The following is a 15038-nucleotide window of genomic DNA, read 5'->3' as shown; positions in this document are numbered from 1 at the left end:
CGATCGATGGAAAAACGTAGAAGGGAAAAATCAGACGCCCAGCAGTTCATTGAGCACCGGCATCTTGGCCTCGAGTTCCTTCGCGCTGAAGGCCTCGACCATGCGGCCGTGCTCCATCACGTAGAAACGATCGGCCAGCGGCGCGGCAAAGCGGAAGTTCTGCTCCACCATGACGATGGTGTAGCCCTTTGACCGCAGCGTGACGATCATGCGGGCCAGCGCCTGCACGATCACCGGTGCGAGTCCTTCGGAAATTTCGTCCAGCAGCAGCAGCCTGGCGCCGGTGCGCAGGATGCGCCCCACTGCGAGCATCTGTTGCTCGCCGCCCGAGAGCCGCGTGCCCTGGCTGTTGCGGCGCTCGGCCAGGTTGGGAAACATCGCGTAGATCTCTTCCACGGACATGCCCTTCTCGGCACCCTTGAGCACCGGCGGCAGCAGCAGGTTCTCTTCCGCGGAAAGGCTCGCGAAGATGCCGCGCTCTTCCGGGCAATAGCCGATGCCGAGATGCGCGATCTTGTGCGTCGGCAAGCCCACCGTCTCGGTGCCGTGCACCTTGATGCTGCCCTTGCGGCTGCCGGTCAGGCCGAGCACTGCGCGCATCGTGGTGGTGCGCCCTGCACCATTGCGGCCCAGCAGCGTGACCACTTCGCCGGGCTGCACCACCATGTCGACGCCATGCAGCACATGCGACTCGCCGTACCAGGCGTGCAGGTCCTTGATTTCGAGTGCGGGGGCGGCCATCAATGTGCTCCCTGCAGTTGGCCGTCGGTCGTGCCCATGTAGGCCTCCATGACCAGCGGATTCTTCGAGACCTCGGCGTACGGCCCTTCGGCCAGCACGGCGCCGCGCTGCAGCACGGTGATGGTGTCGGCGATGGTCGAGACCACGCTCATGTTGTGCTCGACCATCAGGATGGTGCGGCCCGCCGACACGCGCTTGATGAGTTCGGCGACGCGGTGCACGTCTTCATGCCCCATGCCCTGCGTGGGCTCGTCGAGCAGCATCAATTCGGGTTCCATCGCGAGCGTGGTCGCGATTTCGAGCGCGCGCTTGCGACCGTACGGCAGGTTCACCGTCAACTCGTCGGCCATTTCCTCGAGTCCCACCTCGGACAGCAGTTCGCGCGCCCGCGCCTCGAGCGGCTTGAGCGACTTCTCGCTCTTCCAGAAGTGGTATGAGGTGCCCAGCGAACGCTGCAGGCCCAGCCGCACGTTCTCCAGCAAGGTGAGGTGCGGGAAGACGGCCGAGATCTGGAACGAGCGGATGATGCCCCGCCGCGCGATCTGCGCAGGGCGTTCCTGGGTGATGTCCTGCCCGTTGAAAAGGATCGTGCCGGACGTGGGCTCCAGGAACTTGGTGAGCAGGTTGAAGCAGGTGGTCTTGCCGGCGCCGTTGGGCCCGATCAGCGCATGGATCGCGCCGCGCTTCACGGCAAGGTCGACCTTGCTGACAGCGGTGAAGCCCTTGAATTCCTTGGTGAGCTGGCGCGTTTCAAGAATGATGTCGCTCATCTCGCGCGCTCGCCCTCTTGCTGGCGGAAATTTACGGTCATGCAGTCCATCTGTTCGCGCTACCAAGCGAGCGCGGACGCATGTTAGGCGCGGGCCCATGCCCTTCCTACTGGGGCAAATGCCTATGCTGCAGTGCAACGGGGCGCGGTCCTACGCGCCGTCGTAAGTCTCCTGTCAGTGAGCCCCGGCAGCCGCGTCGCTGGCGCCTGCGCCACCTTTCGGCGGACGCGACAGCCACACCAGCGGAATCAGCAGGATGAAGATCAACGCAGACGCATAGAACAGGTCGTCCGCCGCCAGCATGAAGGCCTGCTGGTCGACCATCCGATTGATCTGCCCCAGCACCTGCTCCGCACTGAACCCGTTGCCGCCCAGCCCCGTGATCGCGCTGGCCGTCGCCGAGCTGCCGTTGGTCACCGCTTCCACGAGTTGCGCGTGGTGCAGCGCCGCGCGGTCTTCCCATACCGTGGTTGCGATCGACGTGCCCATCGCGCCCGCCGTGATGCGCAGGAAATTCGACAGCCCCGATGCCGCCGGAATGCGGTCCGGCGTGAGGCCCGACAGCGTGATCGTGACCAGCGGAATGAAGAAGAACGCCATCGCCACGCCCTGGATGACGGTCGGGATCATCAGCGTCCAGAAGTCGGTCTGCGTGTTGAAGTGCGAACGCATCCACAGCACCAGCGCGAACACGAGGAACGAGAAGGTCGTGTAGCGCCGCGGGTCCACCTTGGCCACCGTCAGTCCGACGATCGGCGAGAACACGATCGCCAGCAGGCCCACCGGCGCCGTCACCATGCCGGCATCCGTCGCGGTGTAGCCCATCCACTGCTGCAGCCACAGCGGCATGATCACCACATTGCCGAAGAACAGGCCGTAGGCGATGGCCGTCGCGAAGGCGCCCGTCCAGAAGTTGCGGCGCTTGAAGAGCGACAGGTCCACTACTGGATGCTCCTCCGTCAGCTCCCAGATCAGGAAGAAGGCAAAGGCGACGACGGCCACCACGGCCAGCGTGACGATGGTGCTCGAATGGAACCAGTCGAGCTCCTTGCCCTTGTCCAGCATGAGCTGCAGCGAGCCGACCCACAGCACCAGCAGCCCGAGTCCGATCGCGTCGATCGGCACCTTGTAGGTCGCGCTGTCGCGATTGCGGTAGAGCGCCCAGGTAATGGCCGCGGCGACGAAACCGACGGGCAGGTTGATGTAGAAGATCCACGGCCACGAGATGTTGTCGGTGATCCAGCCGCCGAGCAGCGGCCCCATCACCGGCGCGACCAGCGTGGTCATCGCCCACATCGCCATCGCCAGCCCGGCCTTGGCTTTCGGATAGCTGGCGAGCAGCAGGGTCTGCGACAACGGGATCATCGGCCCGGCAACGAAGCCCTGGGCCGCGCGGAACAGGATCAGCGTCGTCATGTTCGGCGCCAGGCCGCACAACAGCGAGGTGAGCATGAACAGCGCGATGCTGAGCACGAACAGGCGCACCTGTCCGAAGCGCTGCGTCATGAAGCCGGTCAGCGGCACGGCGATCGCGTTGGCGACCGCGAAGCTGGTGATGACCCAGGTGCCCTGCGTCGCACTGACGCCGAGGTCACCCGAGATGGCAGGCAAGGACACGTTCGCGATCGATGAATCGAGCACGTTCATGAAGGTAGCCGCGGAGAGCGCAATGGTCCCCCAGACGCGCGCGGCGCCTTCGAGGGGTGCGTGGGCTACGTGGGCGGGAGCGGTAGCCATGAAAGGACTGGAAAGCTACCGGGGGATCAGCTGCGCGGCATCGACAGCGCGACCGCCGCCGAGTGCGGACCGCTGGCTTGCGGCGGCTCGGCCGAGGCGCCCGGGCTGGGCACCGCTGGCGCTGGCGCCGGTGTGCCCGGCTGCTTGCCGGCCTGGGGCGCACGCGCACCGCCCACGTTGGCCGCGATGATGCCGTTGACCACGGCTTCGGCGCCCTCGTTCAGCGCGCTATAGACAGCGGTCTGCGAAAACGCCGCGGCGCGCGGAGCATCGGCCAGCATCTTGCCGTCCTTGTTCGACACGTCGATGGTCGCATCCATCGACAGGCCCACGCGCAGCGGATTGGTCTTGAGCTGCTCGGGGTCGAGCGAGATGCGAACCGGTACGCGCTGCACCACCTTGATCCAGTTGCCGGTCGCGTTCTGCGCGGGCAGCAGCGCAAAGGCGGACCCAGTGCCCACGCCCAGGCCTGCGACCTTGCCGGTGTACTCGACCTTCTTGCCGTACAGGTCGGCGGTCATCTTCACCGGCTGGCCGAGGCGGATGTTGCGCAACTGCACTTCCTTGAAGTTGGCATCGACCCAGACCTGGTTCAGCGGCACGATCGACATCATCGGCGTGCCGGCCGCGACGCGCTGGCCCAGCTGGACGGTGCGCCTGGCGACGTAGCCATCGACCGGCGCTGGCATGGCAACGCGTTGCGTGGCCAGGTAGGCCTCGCGCACCTTGGCGGCGGCGGCGAGCACGGCGGGGTGCTTCTCGATGCTGGTCCCTTCGGTCAGCGACTGGTTGCTCACCAGTTGCTCGCGCGCCGACACCACGCCGGCCTGCGCCGCCGCCAACTGGCTCCTGGCGTTCGACAGCGCCGTCTCCGAGTGGCTCAGTTCTTCCTTCGACACGGCGCCGTTGCCGGAAAGCGCCTGGCGGCGCTTCAGGTCCTCCTGGGCGCGTTCGATGTCGCTCTGGGCGCGCACGATGTCGGCCTGGCGCAGGTTGACCTGGGCCGCGAGCGAACCGTTGTTGGCATAGAGCGTGCGCACCTGGCGCACGGCCTGGGCCAGCGCGGCCTCGGACTGCTCCAGCGCAACCCTGGCATCGGCCGGGTCGAACTGCACCAGCGGCTGGCCCGCCTTCACGAAATCGGTGTCGTCGGCGCTGATGGACATCACGGTGCCGCTGATCTGCGGCGTGATCTGGATGACGTTGCCCTGAACGTAGGCGTTGTCGGTGTCCTCGTAGTGGCTCGCGACCAGCCACTCATAGGCGCCCCACGCGCCGCCGGCGATGACGACGACGGCCGCGAGCGCGGTGAGTGCACGGCGACGCTTGCCGTTGGGTGCGGGGACGGCTGCCGGTGCTTCTGCAGCGGGGCTGGTGTTGGCGGTGTCAGTCATTTGTGGGCTCTCTGAATGGGTGGTGATGCGTTCACTGGATCTTGTTGGGGGCGACCAGCGCGGCAGTGCTGGTCTCCGGGGTCGGCTGCCAGCCGCCGCCGAGGGCGCGGGCCAGGCCGACTTGCGTGTCGAGTGCGCGGGCCGCGAGATCGACACCCTGGCGGCGCTGCAGCAGCACGGTGGTTTCGGCCGACAGGACGTCGAGGAAGTTCCCGAGCCCTGCGCCGTATCGCTGCATCGCGATGTCGTAGGCGCTTTCGGCTGCGGCCTGTGCTTCGCGCTGCTGGGCCTGCTGGCGCACCACCGACTGCACGGAAGTCACCGAATCGGCCACGTCGCGCACGGCGTCCAGCACGGTGGTGTTGTAGCTCTCGATGGACGCATCGAGGTCGGCCGACTTGCCGCGCAGGTTGGCACGCAGCCTGCCGCCTTCGAAGATCGGCAGGCGGATCGCCGGGCCGATGCCCCACTGCTGGCTGGCCGACTTCAACAGCGAATCGACGCCGATCGACTGGAAGCCGGCGAAGGCGACCAGGTTGACGTTGGGATAGAACTGGGTCTTCGCGTTCTTCACGTCCTGCATGGCGGCCTCGACGCGCCAGCGTGCTGCGGCGATGTCGGCACGGCGCCCGAGCAGGTCGGCCGGCAACACCGGTTGCAGCGCGATGTTGCGGATCGCCGTCAGTTCGGGCGACTTCAGGTTGGCGGTGGCATTGGGCTGGCCGACCAACGCGTCGAGCGCATGCTGCGACAACGCGATCTGCTCGGTGATCGCCTCCATCTGCTGGCGTGCCTCGGGGATGCCGCCTTCGCTCTGGCGCAATTGCAGGCGGGTGTCGAGTCCGGCCGAGACGCGGTCGCGCACCAGGCGCAAGGTCTCTTGGCGCTGGGCCAGCGTGCGCTTGGCGACCACCAGCTGGTCGTTCCAGCGGGCCCATTGCAGATAGCCGCGCACCACGTTGCTGGCGAGCAGCACACGCGCCGCGTCGGCGTCCGCGGCGGCAGCATTGGTCGCGCCGATGGCGGCATTCAGGGCCGAACGGTTCTTGCCGAAGAAGTCGATCTCCCAGCTGCCGTTGAGCTGCAACGTGCCGGTCTCCTGGATCGATCCGCCGAGCGGTGGCGGGTAGATGTAGGTCTCGCTGAACAGCTGGCGCGTCAGGTCGAGGCCAGCGCCGACTTGCGGCAGCTCCGCGGCGCCGACCACCTGGCTCTGCGCCCGTGCGCGGGCGATGCGGGCTTGTGCCACCTGCAGGTTCGGGTTGCCCTGCAAGGCCTGGTCGACCAGCGCGTTGAGCTGGGTGTCGCCGAAGGCCAGCCACCATTGACTTGCCACAGTCACTTCCGGCGCGGCTTGGGCGGGCAGGTCTAGCGCCGCCGCGTCGCGCATCTGGGCAGCGGAGTCGATGTGGCCCATCTCGGCACAACCGGCCAGCAGCAGCGCCAGCGCGGCGGCGGCCACGGCGGTGCCTCGGCGCGCCGTCTTCATGGCAAGGGAATCAGGAGGAAGAAGGGTCATTTTTTTCTCCACGGGCCGACAGGGCCTGTGCGTTGTCGAGGATGCGGCGCAGGAAGTTCTTGAGCTGTTCCCACTCTTCGGGGCTGAAGCCGGCCAGGTGCTCGTTCTGCACGCGACTCAGGATGTAGGGCACCTGCTCGGCGGCGATGCGGCCTTCGTCGGTCAGTTCGATGTTGACCACCCGGCGGTCGGCCACCGAGCGCACGCGGCGGCACAGGCCCTTGGCTTCGAGACGGTCGAGCAGGCGCGTCATGGCGCCGTTGTCGAGCTGGCATTCTCGCGCCAGTTCGGCCACCGTGGCGGCCTGTCCCATGTGCAGCTTGTGCAGCGGCACCCATTGCGGGAAGGTCGGGCTGCCGGGCTCACACATGTTGAGTTCGACCGACTGCCCCACCGCCGTCATGATGCGACGCATCAGGTAGCCGATGCTCTCTTCCGAGCGATAGTTTTCGCCCGTGTAAAAGCTCGGCACGGCGCGCTCCGGATCGGCATCGGGAGCACCGAGAGACGCAGGAATGTCACGAACTGTCATGGCCTGAATATTAGTTGCCTCGGCAATTATTGTCAAGGCGACCTTTGTATCGGCAGGGGATAGTTACAATGCATACATGGCTGCAATCGCTTCGACGTCTTCCCCTGCGAAGGGCTCGCCCCAATCGCTCTCCGGCCTGAGGCCCTTCCTGCGGCCCTACCGACTCCAGATCTCGCTCGCGGCCCTGTTCCTGGTGCTGGCGGCTGTCACCACGCTGATCTTCCCGATGGCCTTGCGCAGCCTGATCGACGGCGGCCTCGTTTCCACCGACAAGGGTGAGCAGACGATGGCGCTGCGCGACCACTTCCTGGCGCTGTTCGGCGTGGCGGTGGCGCTCGGCATGTTCTCGGCTGCACGCTTCTACACCGTGAGCTGGCTCGGCGAACGCATCACGGCCGACCTGCGCAATGCGGTGTACTCCCACGTGTTGCGGCAAAGCCCCGCCTTCTTCGAGACCACGCAGACCGGCGAGGTGCTGTCCCGCCTGACCGCCGACACCACCCTCGTGCAGACCGTGGTCGGCTCCTCGCTGAGCATGGGCTTGCGCAACGCGGTGATGGGCGCGGGCGCGCTGGCCATGCTGGTATGGACCAACCCTTATGTGATGTTCCAGGTGCTGCTGATCCTGGTGCTGGTGGTGCTGCCGAGCATGTGGTTCGGGCGCCGCGTGCGCAAGCTCTCGCGCGCCAGCCAGGACCGCGTGGCGGACTCCAGCGCCATCGCCGCCGAAGTGCTCAATGCCATTCCGGTGGTGCAGAGCTATACGGCCGAGGCGCGCGAGGCCGAGCGCTTCGGCACTTCGACGCAACATGCCTTCCTCACCGCCGTGCGGCGCACTAAGGCGCGCTCGGTGCTGGTGGCCTTCATCATCATCGCGACCTCGGCCGCGCTGCTGTGGGGCCTGTACCAGGGCACGCAGGCGGTGCTGCATGGCGACATCACGGCGGGGCACTTGGGCCAGACCGTGGTCTACGTGATCATCCTGGCCAGCTCGGCCGCGGTGCTGGGCGAGGTGTATGGCGACCTCTTGCGGGCCGCGGGCGCGACCGAGCGCCTGATGGAACTGCTGCATGCGGAATCGGCCATCGTGTCGCCAGCGAACCCGGCGCAAACGCCAGTGCCCGCCGCCGGCAGCGCGATCCGCCTCGAGGACGTTGGCTTCCACTACCCCTCGCGGCCACAAACGCCGGCGCTGCGCCACTTCAGCCTGGACGTGGCGCCCGGCGAAACGGTGGCGCTGGTCGGCTCCAGCGGCGCGGGCAAGAGCACGGTGTTCCAGTTGCTGCTGCGCTACTACGACCCGCAGTCGGGCCGCATCGTGCTGGACAACGCGCAGTTGACCGAACTCTCGCTCGACCAGCTGCGCCACCGCATCGGGCTGGTGCCGCAGGATGCCGTGATCTTCTCGACCAGCGCACTGGAAAACATCCGCTACGGACGTCCGGAAGCCACCGAGGCCGAGGTCCACGAAGCCGCCCGCGCCGCGTTTGCCGACGACTTCCTGCGCGCCCTGCCCGAGGGCTACGACACCTTCCTGGGCGAGCGCGGCGTGCGCCTGTCGGGCGGCCAGCGCCAGCGCATCGCCATAGCGCGCGCCATCCTCAAGAACCCGCCGCTGCTGCTGCTCGACGAAGCCACCAGCGCGCTCGACGCCGAAAGCGAACGCATGGTGCAGGCCGCGCTGGAATCCGCGATGGAAGGTCGCACCACCCTCGTGATCGCGCACCGGCTGGCCACGGTGCAGAAGGCAGACCGCATCATCGTGCTCGACCACGGCGGCATCGTGGAGCAGGGAAATCACGCGACGCTGGTGGCGCAGGGCGGGGTCTACGCGCGCCTGGCTGCATTGCAGTTCGCCGCCTGAGGAAGCGCTTTCGCGGCCGGTTGCAAGGCGCAAGGCTCAGCGACGAGCCGGGCCGTGCCCCACGGATGGAGCGCCGGTCGACGCCGCTATTGCAGCGTTTCCTTGAGTGCCGCCGGGATCGGCAGCTGGAGCACGGGAATGCCCTCCTCCGCCAGCGCCTCGGCCTGCTCGCGCGTGGCTTGACCTCGGATACCCCGGTCAGTCGCTTCTCCGTAGTGGATCTTGCGGGCCTCGTCGGCAAAGCGATCACCCACGTCCTCGGTCTTCGCCATCAGTTCACGCGCGGCCTGCATCCAGCGCGCCGAAGCTTCGGCCGCCGGTGCGCCGGGCTGCGAAGGCGCCACGGCGCCCAGGTTGATGCGAGGCGCGCTGAGTAACTTCGTGACCCGGGTGTCGCTGCAAACCGGGCATTCGACCAGTCCGCCGGCGAGCTGCGTCTCGAACGCTTCGTTGGACGCGAACCACCCTTCGAAGCCATGCCCCAGCGCGCATTGGAGGTTGAGGACCTTCATGCCGCCAATTATCAGGCCCCGCCCGCTCCGTCCAGGGGCTTCCAGTCGAGTGACCACGCGCCCGACTGCACGTTCTGCAGCCACAGCGCGCAGGTCAGGGTCTTGGCGTCTGTCACGGTGCCATCCCGGCACCATGCCAGCAATTCCTCGGTCGTTGCAGTGATCACGTCGAGAAACTCGCCGTGGTCGAGCTGGCGCGCGCCAAGCTCCAGCCCCCGCGCGAAATACACGTGGATGATCTCCGTCGAATAGGCCACGGCCAGGTGCATCGCTCCCGCATGCGCCCACTCGCGTGCGCGGTAGCCCGTTTCTTCCAGCAGTTCGCGCTGCCCGCAAACGAATGGATCCTCGCCCGCGTCGAGCTTGCCGGCAGGAAACTCCGTCATCACGTGCCCGATCGGATAGCGGAATTGCCGCTCCAGCACCACCCGCCCATCGTCGAGCAGGGGCACCACGACCACGGCGCCCGGATGCACCACGTATTCGCGCGTGGCGCTGTGCCCGTCAGGCAGGCGAACCGTGTCGCGCCGCGCCACCAGGAACTTGCCCTCGAACAGCAACTGGCTGTCCGTGGGTTCTTCTCTCAGATGTGAATCAGGCATGGCCGCCCTTGCGATGTTTGAGGAGGTAGCGCCAGGTGAAGCCGGGGAAGGCCAGCACCAGGAACAGTGCGCCCGTCACGGCATAGAACTCCCAGCCTTGCGGGGCGATCTGCCCCACGCGACGCTCGAAGAGCATGCCGACACCGCCTGCCAGGAAATACAGGACCACCAGTTCGGCGACCCGAAGTGCAAGCGGCTTGCCGCGCCCCGCCAGCGGCACCACGGCCATCAAGCGTTCGTTGACAAAAGGCAGGTTGGCAGCGACCAGCGCCACCAGCAGGACCACCCAGCACGACGCCGCCTGCGACACGCGGTCAGGTGGCCAGCGTGGCCACGATCGCCTTCGCGCAGAGCGTCATGAGGCCGCCCGGCAGGATGCCCAGGATCAGGATCAACGCACCATTGATCGACAGCACCGTGCGCACGTCGAAAGGCGCCGACACCGTCGTCGCCGTCACCGGCTCATCGAAATACATGACCTTGACCACGCGCAGGTAGTAGAACGAGCCGACCAGCGACATCATCACGGCGAACACCGCGAGCCCGATGTAGATCGGCTGGCCCGACGCGATGAGCGCCTGCAGCACCGCGAACTTGGCATCGAAGCCGACCAGCGGCGGCAAGCCTGCCAGCGAGAACATCGCGATCGCCATCACGCCGGCATACAGCGGGCTGCGTTGGTTGAGACCTGCCAGGTCGACGATCTCCTCGCTCTCGAACCCTTCGCGCGCCAGCAGCAGGATGATGCCGAAGCTCGCCAGCGTCGTCAGCACGTAGCTGATGACGTAGAACATCGATGCGCTGTACGCGTACTGGGCGTTGTAGGTGTTGTCGTTGACCACGCCCGCGACGAGGCCGAGCAGCAGGAAGCCCATCTGCGCGATCGTCGAGAAGGCCAGCATCCGCTTCAGGTTGCTTTGCGCAATCGCCGCCAGGTTGCCGACCAGCAGCGAGGCCACGGCCAGCACGGCGAGCATCTGCTGCCAGTCGATCGCGAGCGGCAACAGGCCCTCCACCAACAGGCGGATGATGATCGCGAAGGCGGCCAGTTCCGGCGCGGCGCCGATCAGCAGCGTCACCGCCGTCGGCGCCCCCTGGTACACGTCCGGGACCCACATGTGGAACGGCGCGGCGCCGACCTTGAAGGCCAGGCCCGAGACGATGAACACCAGGCCGAACACCAGCACCTGGTGATCCACCTTGCGGCTCGCGATGGCCTTGTAGACCTCGTTGATGTCGAGCGAACCGGTGGCGCCGTACATCATCGACATGCCGTACAGCAGGAAGCCGCTCGCCATGGCGCCGAGCACGAAGTACTTCATCGCCGCCTCGCTCGCCACCGCGTTGTCGCGGCGCAGTGCCACCAGCGCATAGCTCGACAGCGTCAGCAACTCGAGACCAAGGTAGATCATCAGGAAGTTGGCGCCCGACATCATCACGAAGATGCCCAGCAGCGCGAACATGCTGATGGTGAACATCTCGCCGCCACGCAACATGCCGCGATCGGCCGCGTACGGGCGACCATAGACCAGCGTCACCATCAGCGCGATGGTGGCGAAGCACTTGAGCCAGTTGCCCATCGGATCGCTCACCACCAGGCCGCCAAAGGCATAGACGGTGGTTCCGCCGGCCGCGTTGAGGCCGGTCAGCAAGGCCACGACGGCCAGTGTCAGAGACGTCAGCAAGTAGGTGCGCGAGCGGCGCGGGCTGGTGTCAGACAGGTCGACCAGGCAAATGATGCAGGCCATCGCCAGCAAAACGACCTCGGGGTAGATCGGCGCCAGCCAGCTGAGTTTGTCAATCATCTCGTTCTCTTCTTCAGCGGGTTCAAGGCAGCTTCGACACGGCGACGTGGCGCAGCAATTCACCCACCGAAGCGTTCATCACGTCGGTAAAGGGCTTCGGATAGATACCCATCCACAAGGTGGCGATCGCCAGCAGGGACAGCATCAGGAACTCGCGCCCGTTGATGTCCGACAGTTCCTTGACGTGGTCGTTGCCGGGCTCGCCGAGGTAGACGCGCTTGTACATCCACAGCGTGTAGGCCGCGCCGAAGATCAGCGCCGTGGCCGCCGCGAAGCCGAGCCAGAAGTTGGCCTTGACCGCACCGAGGATCACCATCCACTCGCCCACGAACCCGGCAGTGGCCGGCAAGCCGCAATTGGCCATCGCGAACAGCAGCGCGAAAGCAGCGAACTTGGGCATGGTGTTGACCACGCCGCCGTAGTCCGCGATCTGCCGCGAATGCACGCGGTCATACAACACGCCGATGCAAAGGAACATCGCGGCCGACACGAAGCCGTGCGAGATCATCTGCACGATGCCGCCCGACACGCCGAGGTCGCTGAAGATGAAGAAGCCGAGCGTCACGAAACCCATGTGGGCCACCGACGAATAAGCCACCAGCTTCTTCATGTCCTGCTGGACCAGCGCCACCAGGCCGACGTAGATCACGGCAATGACCGACAAGGCGATGATGAGCCAGGCCCACTCGTGCGATGCGTCCGGCGCGATCGGCAAGGAGAAGCGCAGGAAGCCATAGGCACCGAGCTTCAGCATGATGGCCGCCAGCACGGCGGAGCCGCCGGTCGGCGCCTCGACGTGCACATCGGGCAACCACGTGTGCACCGGCCACATCGGGACCTTGACCGCGAAGGCTGCGAAGAACGCAAAGAACAACAGCGTCTGCGCGGTGCCACTCAGCTTCAACTGGTGCCAGCTCAGGATGTCGAAGCTGCCGCCCGAGGTGTTGTAGAGGTAGACCAGCGCAACCAGCGTCAACAGCGAGCCGAGCAGCGTGTAGAGGAAGAACTTGAACGCAGCGTAGATCTTGTTCGGGCCGCCCCAGATACCGATGATCAGGTACATCGGAATCAGCGTGGCCTCGAAGAACACATAGAACAGGATGCCGTCGAGCGCGCTGAACACGCCGATCATGAAGCCCGACAGGATCAGGAACGCGGCCATGTACTGGTTCACGCGTTCGGTGATCACTTCCCACGCGGAGATCACCACCACCACGGTGATGAAGGCGGTCAGCAGCACCAGCCAGAGCGAGATGCCGTCGACGCCGACGTGGTAATTGATGTGGAAACGATCGATCCAGCTCGCCTTCTCCACGAACTGCATCTTCGCAGTCGTGATGTCGAAGCGCGTGTACAGCGGTATCGTGACCAGGAAGCTCGCGATGGAGCCGACGAGTGCGACCCAGCGCACCATGCGCGCCTGCTCTTCGCGACCGAACGCCAGCAGCACGGCGCCGATGATGATCGGCATCCAGATGGCAAGGCTCAACAAACCCATTTTTCTTTTTCTCCAGCCTGCCGTTTAAGGCTTGACCCAGATGAAGTACGTCATCAGGACGAAGACGCCAAGCAGCATCGCGAATGCGTAGTGATAGATGTAGCCGGTCTGCAACCAGCGCACCGCGGCGGAAATACGGCCGACCAGCTTCCAGGAGCCATTGACGATCGCGCCGTCGATGATGGCCTGGTCGCCGCCCTTCCACAGACCGGTCCCAAGTGCCCGCGTGGCGCGTGCAATGACGTTCTCGTTGAACCAGTCCATGTAGTACTTGTTCTCGAGCAGGTTGTAGATCGGGCTGAACATGCGCTTGATCGCGGCCGGCAGCGCCGGGTTGATCATGTACATGTAGTACGAGAGAGCCACGCCGGCCAGCGCCAGCCAGAACGGCGGTGACGTGAAGCCGTGGAGGGCCATGGCGACCGGGCCATGGAAGGCTTCTTCCAATTCCTTCATCGCATGATGCCTGGTGCCGTCGACCGCGATCGCGTCCTTGAAGAATTCGCCGAACAGCATCGGGTCGATCGTCATGAAGCCGATCACCACGGAGGGAATGGCCAGCAGCACCAGCGGCAGCCAGACCACCCACGGCGACTCGTGCGGCTTGGCATCGTGCCCGTGGTGATCGTCATGGCCGTGATGGTCGTCGTGGTGCGCGTCGGGGTTCTGGTCGTAGCGCTCCTTCCCGTGGAACACGAGGAAGTACATGCGGAACGAATAGAAAGCCGTCACGAACACGCCGGCCATCACGGCGAAGTAGGCAAAGCCCGAGCCCCACAGGTGGCTCTCATGGACCGCTTCGATGATGCTGTCCTTGGAGTAGAAGCCCGCGAAGAACGGCGTGCCGATCAGCGCCAGCGAACCCAGCAGCGAAGTGATCCAGGTGATCGGCATGTACTTGCGCACGCCGCCCATCCAGCGGATGTCCTGGTTGTGGTGCATGCCGATGATGACCGAGCCCGCCCCGAGGAACAGCAGCGCCTTGAAGAAGGCGTGCGTCATCAGGTGGAACACCGCGACCGAATAGGCGGAGGCGCCCAGCGCCACCGTCATGTAGCCCAGCTGCGAGAGCGTCGAGTACGCCACCACGCGCTTGATGTCGTTCTGGATGATGCCGAGGAACCCCATGAACAGCGCCGTGATCGCACCGATCACCAGCACGAAGCTCAGTGCCGTGTCGCTCAGTTCGAACAGCGGCGACATGCGCGCCACCATGAAGATGCCGGCCGTCACCATCGTGGCCGCGTGGATCAGCGCGGAGATGGGCGTCGGGCCTTCCATCGAGTCGGGCAGCCACACGTGCAGCGGGAATTGCGCGCTCTTGCCCATCGCACCGATGAACAGGCAGATGCAGATGACCGTGATCAGCATCCACTCGGTGCCGGGGAAGGTCAGCTTGGCCAGGCTGTCGGCCTTGGCAAAGGCCTCGGCGTAGCTCAGCGTACCGGCGTAGGCCGCGATGAGGCCGATGCCGAGGATGAAGCCAAAGTCACCCACGCGGTTGACCAGGAAGGCCTTCATGTTCGCGAAAATCGCGGTCGGGCGGTTGTACCAGAAGCCGATCAGCAGATACGACACCAGGCCCACCGCTTCCCAGCCGAAGAACAGCTGCAGCATGTTGTTGCTCATCACGAGCATCAACATCGAGAAAGTGAACAGCGAGATGTACGCGAAGAAGCGGTTATAGCCATCGTCTTCCTGCATGTAGCCGATGGTATAGATGTGCACCATCAGCGATACGAAGGTCACGACACACATCATCATGGCCGTGAGGCCGTCGATGAGGAAGCCGATCTCCATCTTCAGCCCGCCGACGACCATCCATTCGTAGATGGTCTCGTTGAAGCGGGCGCCGTCGGACACTACGCTCTTGAGCGTCAGCGCCGAGATGACGAAAGCCACGAACACGCCGAGGATGGTCAGCGAATGGGTCACCGTGCGGCCAAGGCGGTCGCCGGCGAACTTGGTCCCGAACACGCCCGAGACGACGGCGCCGACCAGCGGCGCCAATGGCACGACCAGCAGGGTGGATGCGGAAAGCGTTGCGCTCATGGTGATCTCTTG

General features: G+C 65.5%; 13 protein-coding genes. 1 reads left to right on the top strand and 12 read right to left on the bottom strand.

Going from position 1 to position 15038, the window contains the following annotated elements; translation table 11 throughout:
• Positions 1-30: 30 nt before the first annotated feature.
• The 6 genes from HB681_RS03605 to HB681_RS03580 form a co-directional block, all read right to left on the bottom strand.
• Positions 31-741: an ABC transporter ATP-binding protein gene (locus HB681_RS03605; protein ID WP_213953405.1), complete on the bottom strand. Its 711-nt coding sequence runs from the start codon at positions 739-741 to the stop codon at positions 31-33.
• Positions 741-1511: an ABC transporter ATP-binding protein gene (locus tag HB681_RS03600; protein ID WP_213953404.1), complete on the bottom strand. Its 771-nt coding sequence runs from the start codon at positions 1509-1511 to the stop codon at positions 741-743. The genes HB681_RS03605 and HB681_RS03600 overlap by 1 nt, the downstream gene beginning before the upstream one ends.
• A gap of 174 nt (positions 1512-1685) precedes the next feature.
• Positions 1686-3248, bottom strand: coding sequence for a DHA2 family efflux MFS transporter permease subunit (locus HB681_RS03595; protein WP_213953403.1), 1563 nt, complete (start codon positions 3246-3248; stop codon positions 1686-1688).
• Between the two features lie 26 nt (positions 3249-3274).
• Positions 3275-4642 (bottom strand): efflux RND transporter periplasmic adaptor subunit, encoded by a 1368-nt coding sequence (locus HB681_RS03590; RefSeq protein ID WP_213953402.1) that lies wholly within the window; start codon positions 4640-4642, stop codon positions 3275-3277.
• A 31-nt stretch (positions 4643-4673) separates the two neighbouring features.
• Positions 4674-6131 (bottom strand): efflux transporter outer membrane subunit, encoded by a 1458-nt coding sequence (locus HB681_RS03585; protein ID WP_213953866.1) that lies wholly within the window; start codon positions 6129-6131, stop codon positions 4674-4676.
• Between the two features lie 10 nt (positions 6132-6141).
• Complete coding sequence (locus tag HB681_RS03580; RefSeq protein WP_213953401.1) at positions 6142-6693, bottom strand: MarR family transcriptional regulator; 552 nt, start codon at positions 6691-6693, stop codon at positions 6142-6144.
• Positions 6694-6769: 76 nt separating this feature from the next.
• Between HB681_RS03580 and HB681_RS03575 the strand changes: the two genes are divergently transcribed.
• Positions 6770-8557: an ABC transporter transmembrane domain-containing protein gene (locus HB681_RS03575; protein ID WP_213953400.1), complete on the top strand. Its 1788-nt coding sequence runs from the start codon at positions 6770-6772 to the stop codon at positions 8555-8557.
• Positions 8558-8643: 86 nt separating this feature from the next.
• On the opposite strand, the gene HB681_RS03570 is transcribed toward HB681_RS03575, so the two are convergent.
• The 6 genes from HB681_RS03570 to nuoL are packed head-to-tail and all read right to left on the bottom strand — an operon-like array spanning position 8644 to position 15026.
• Positions 8644-9069, bottom strand: coding sequence for a DUF1178 family protein (locus HB681_RS03570; RefSeq protein WP_213953399.1), 426 nt, complete (start codon positions 9067-9069; stop codon positions 8644-8646).
• An 11-nt stretch (positions 9070-9080) separates the two neighbouring features.
• Positions 9081-9671, bottom strand: a complete 591-nt coding sequence (locus tag HB681_RS03565; RefSeq protein WP_213953398.1) for an NUDIX hydrolase — start codon at positions 9669-9671, stop codon at positions 9081-9083.
• Entirely contained in the window at positions 9664-9981 is a 318-nt protein-coding gene (locus tag HB681_RS03560) for a DUF2818 family protein (protein WP_213953397.1), read from the bottom strand. Before HB681_RS03560 ends, HB681_RS03565 begins: the two co-directional genes overlap by 8 nt.
• 4 nt (positions 9982-9985) lie before the next feature.
• Positions 9986-11476 carry an NADH-quinone oxidoreductase subunit NuoN gene (nuoN, locus tag HB681_RS03555; RefSeq protein ID WP_213953396.1) on the bottom strand — a complete coding sequence of 497 codons (1491 nt, stop codon included), beginning with the start codon at positions 11474-11476 and terminating at the stop codon, positions 9986-9988.
• 22 nt (positions 11477-11498) lie between these two features.
• Positions 11499-12974 carry an NADH-quinone oxidoreductase subunit M gene (locus HB681_RS03550; RefSeq protein WP_213953395.1) on the bottom strand — a complete coding sequence of 492 codons (1476 nt, stop codon included), beginning with the start codon at positions 12972-12974 and terminating at the stop codon, positions 11499-11501.
• A 24-nt stretch (positions 12975-12998) separates the two neighbouring features.
• Entirely contained in the window at positions 12999-15026 is a 2028-nt protein-coding gene (gene nuoL / locus HB681_RS03545; protein WP_213953394.1) for an NADH-quinone oxidoreductase subunit L, read from the bottom strand.
• Between the last annotated feature and the right edge of the window lie 12 nt (positions 15027-15038).

Origin of the sequence: Variovorax sp. dw_954 (assembly GCF_018449755.1) — a bacterium.
GTDB lineage: Bacteria > Pseudomonadota > Gammaproteobacteria > Burkholderiales > Burkholderiaceae_C > Variovorax.
Note: the sequence above shows the minus strand (reverse complement) of the source record. Positions and strands in the feature narration are given on the sequence as shown.

Excerpts from the sequence above, each read along its gene's own strand:
- HB681_RS03605 (WP_213953405.1), bottom strand. The coding sequence starts at position 741 with ATGGCCGCCCCCGCACTCGAAATCAAGGACCTGCACGCCTGGTACGGC.
- HB681_RS03600 (WP_213953404.1), bottom strand. The coding sequence starts at position 1,511 with ATGAGCGACATCATTCTTGAAACGCGCCAGCTCACCAAGGAATTCAAG.
- HB681_RS03595 (WP_213953403.1), bottom strand. The coding sequence starts at position 3,248 with ATGGCTACCGCTCCCGCCCACGTAGCCCACGCACCCCTCGAAGGCGCC.
- HB681_RS03590 (WP_213953402.1), bottom strand. The coding sequence starts at position 4,642 with ATGACTGACACCGCCAACACCAGCCCCGCTGCAGAAGCACCGGCAGCC.
- HB681_RS03585 (WP_213953866.1), bottom strand. The coding sequence starts at position 6,131 with ATGAAGACGGCGCGCCGAGGCACCGCCGTGGCCGCCGCCGCGCTGGCG.
- HB681_RS03580 (WP_213953401.1), bottom strand. The coding sequence starts at position 6,693 with ATGACAGTTCGTGACATTCCTGCGTCTCTCGGTGCTCCCGATGCCGAT.
- HB681_RS03575 (WP_213953400.1), top strand. The coding sequence starts at position 6,770 with ATGGCTGCAATCGCTTCGACGTCTTCCCCTGCGAAGGGCTCGCCCCAA.
- HB681_RS03570 (WP_213953399.1), bottom strand. The coding sequence starts at position 9,069 with ATGAAGGTCCTCAACCTCCAATGCGCGCTGGGGCATGGCTTCGAAGGG.
- HB681_RS03565 (WP_213953398.1), bottom strand. The coding sequence starts at position 9,671 with ATGCCTGATTCACATCTGAGAGAAGAACCCACGGACAGCCAGTTGCTG.
- nuoN (WP_213953396.1), bottom strand. The coding sequence starts at position 11,476 with ATGATTGACAAACTCAGCTGGCTGGCGCCGATCTACCCCGAGGTCGTT.
- HB681_RS03550 (WP_213953395.1), bottom strand. The coding sequence starts at position 12,974 with ATGGGTTTGTTGAGCCTTGCCATCTGGATGCCGATCATCATCGGCGCC.
- nuoL (WP_213953394.1), bottom strand. The coding sequence starts at position 15,026 with ATGAGCGCAACGCTTTCCGCATCCACCCTGCTGGTCGTGCCATTGGCG.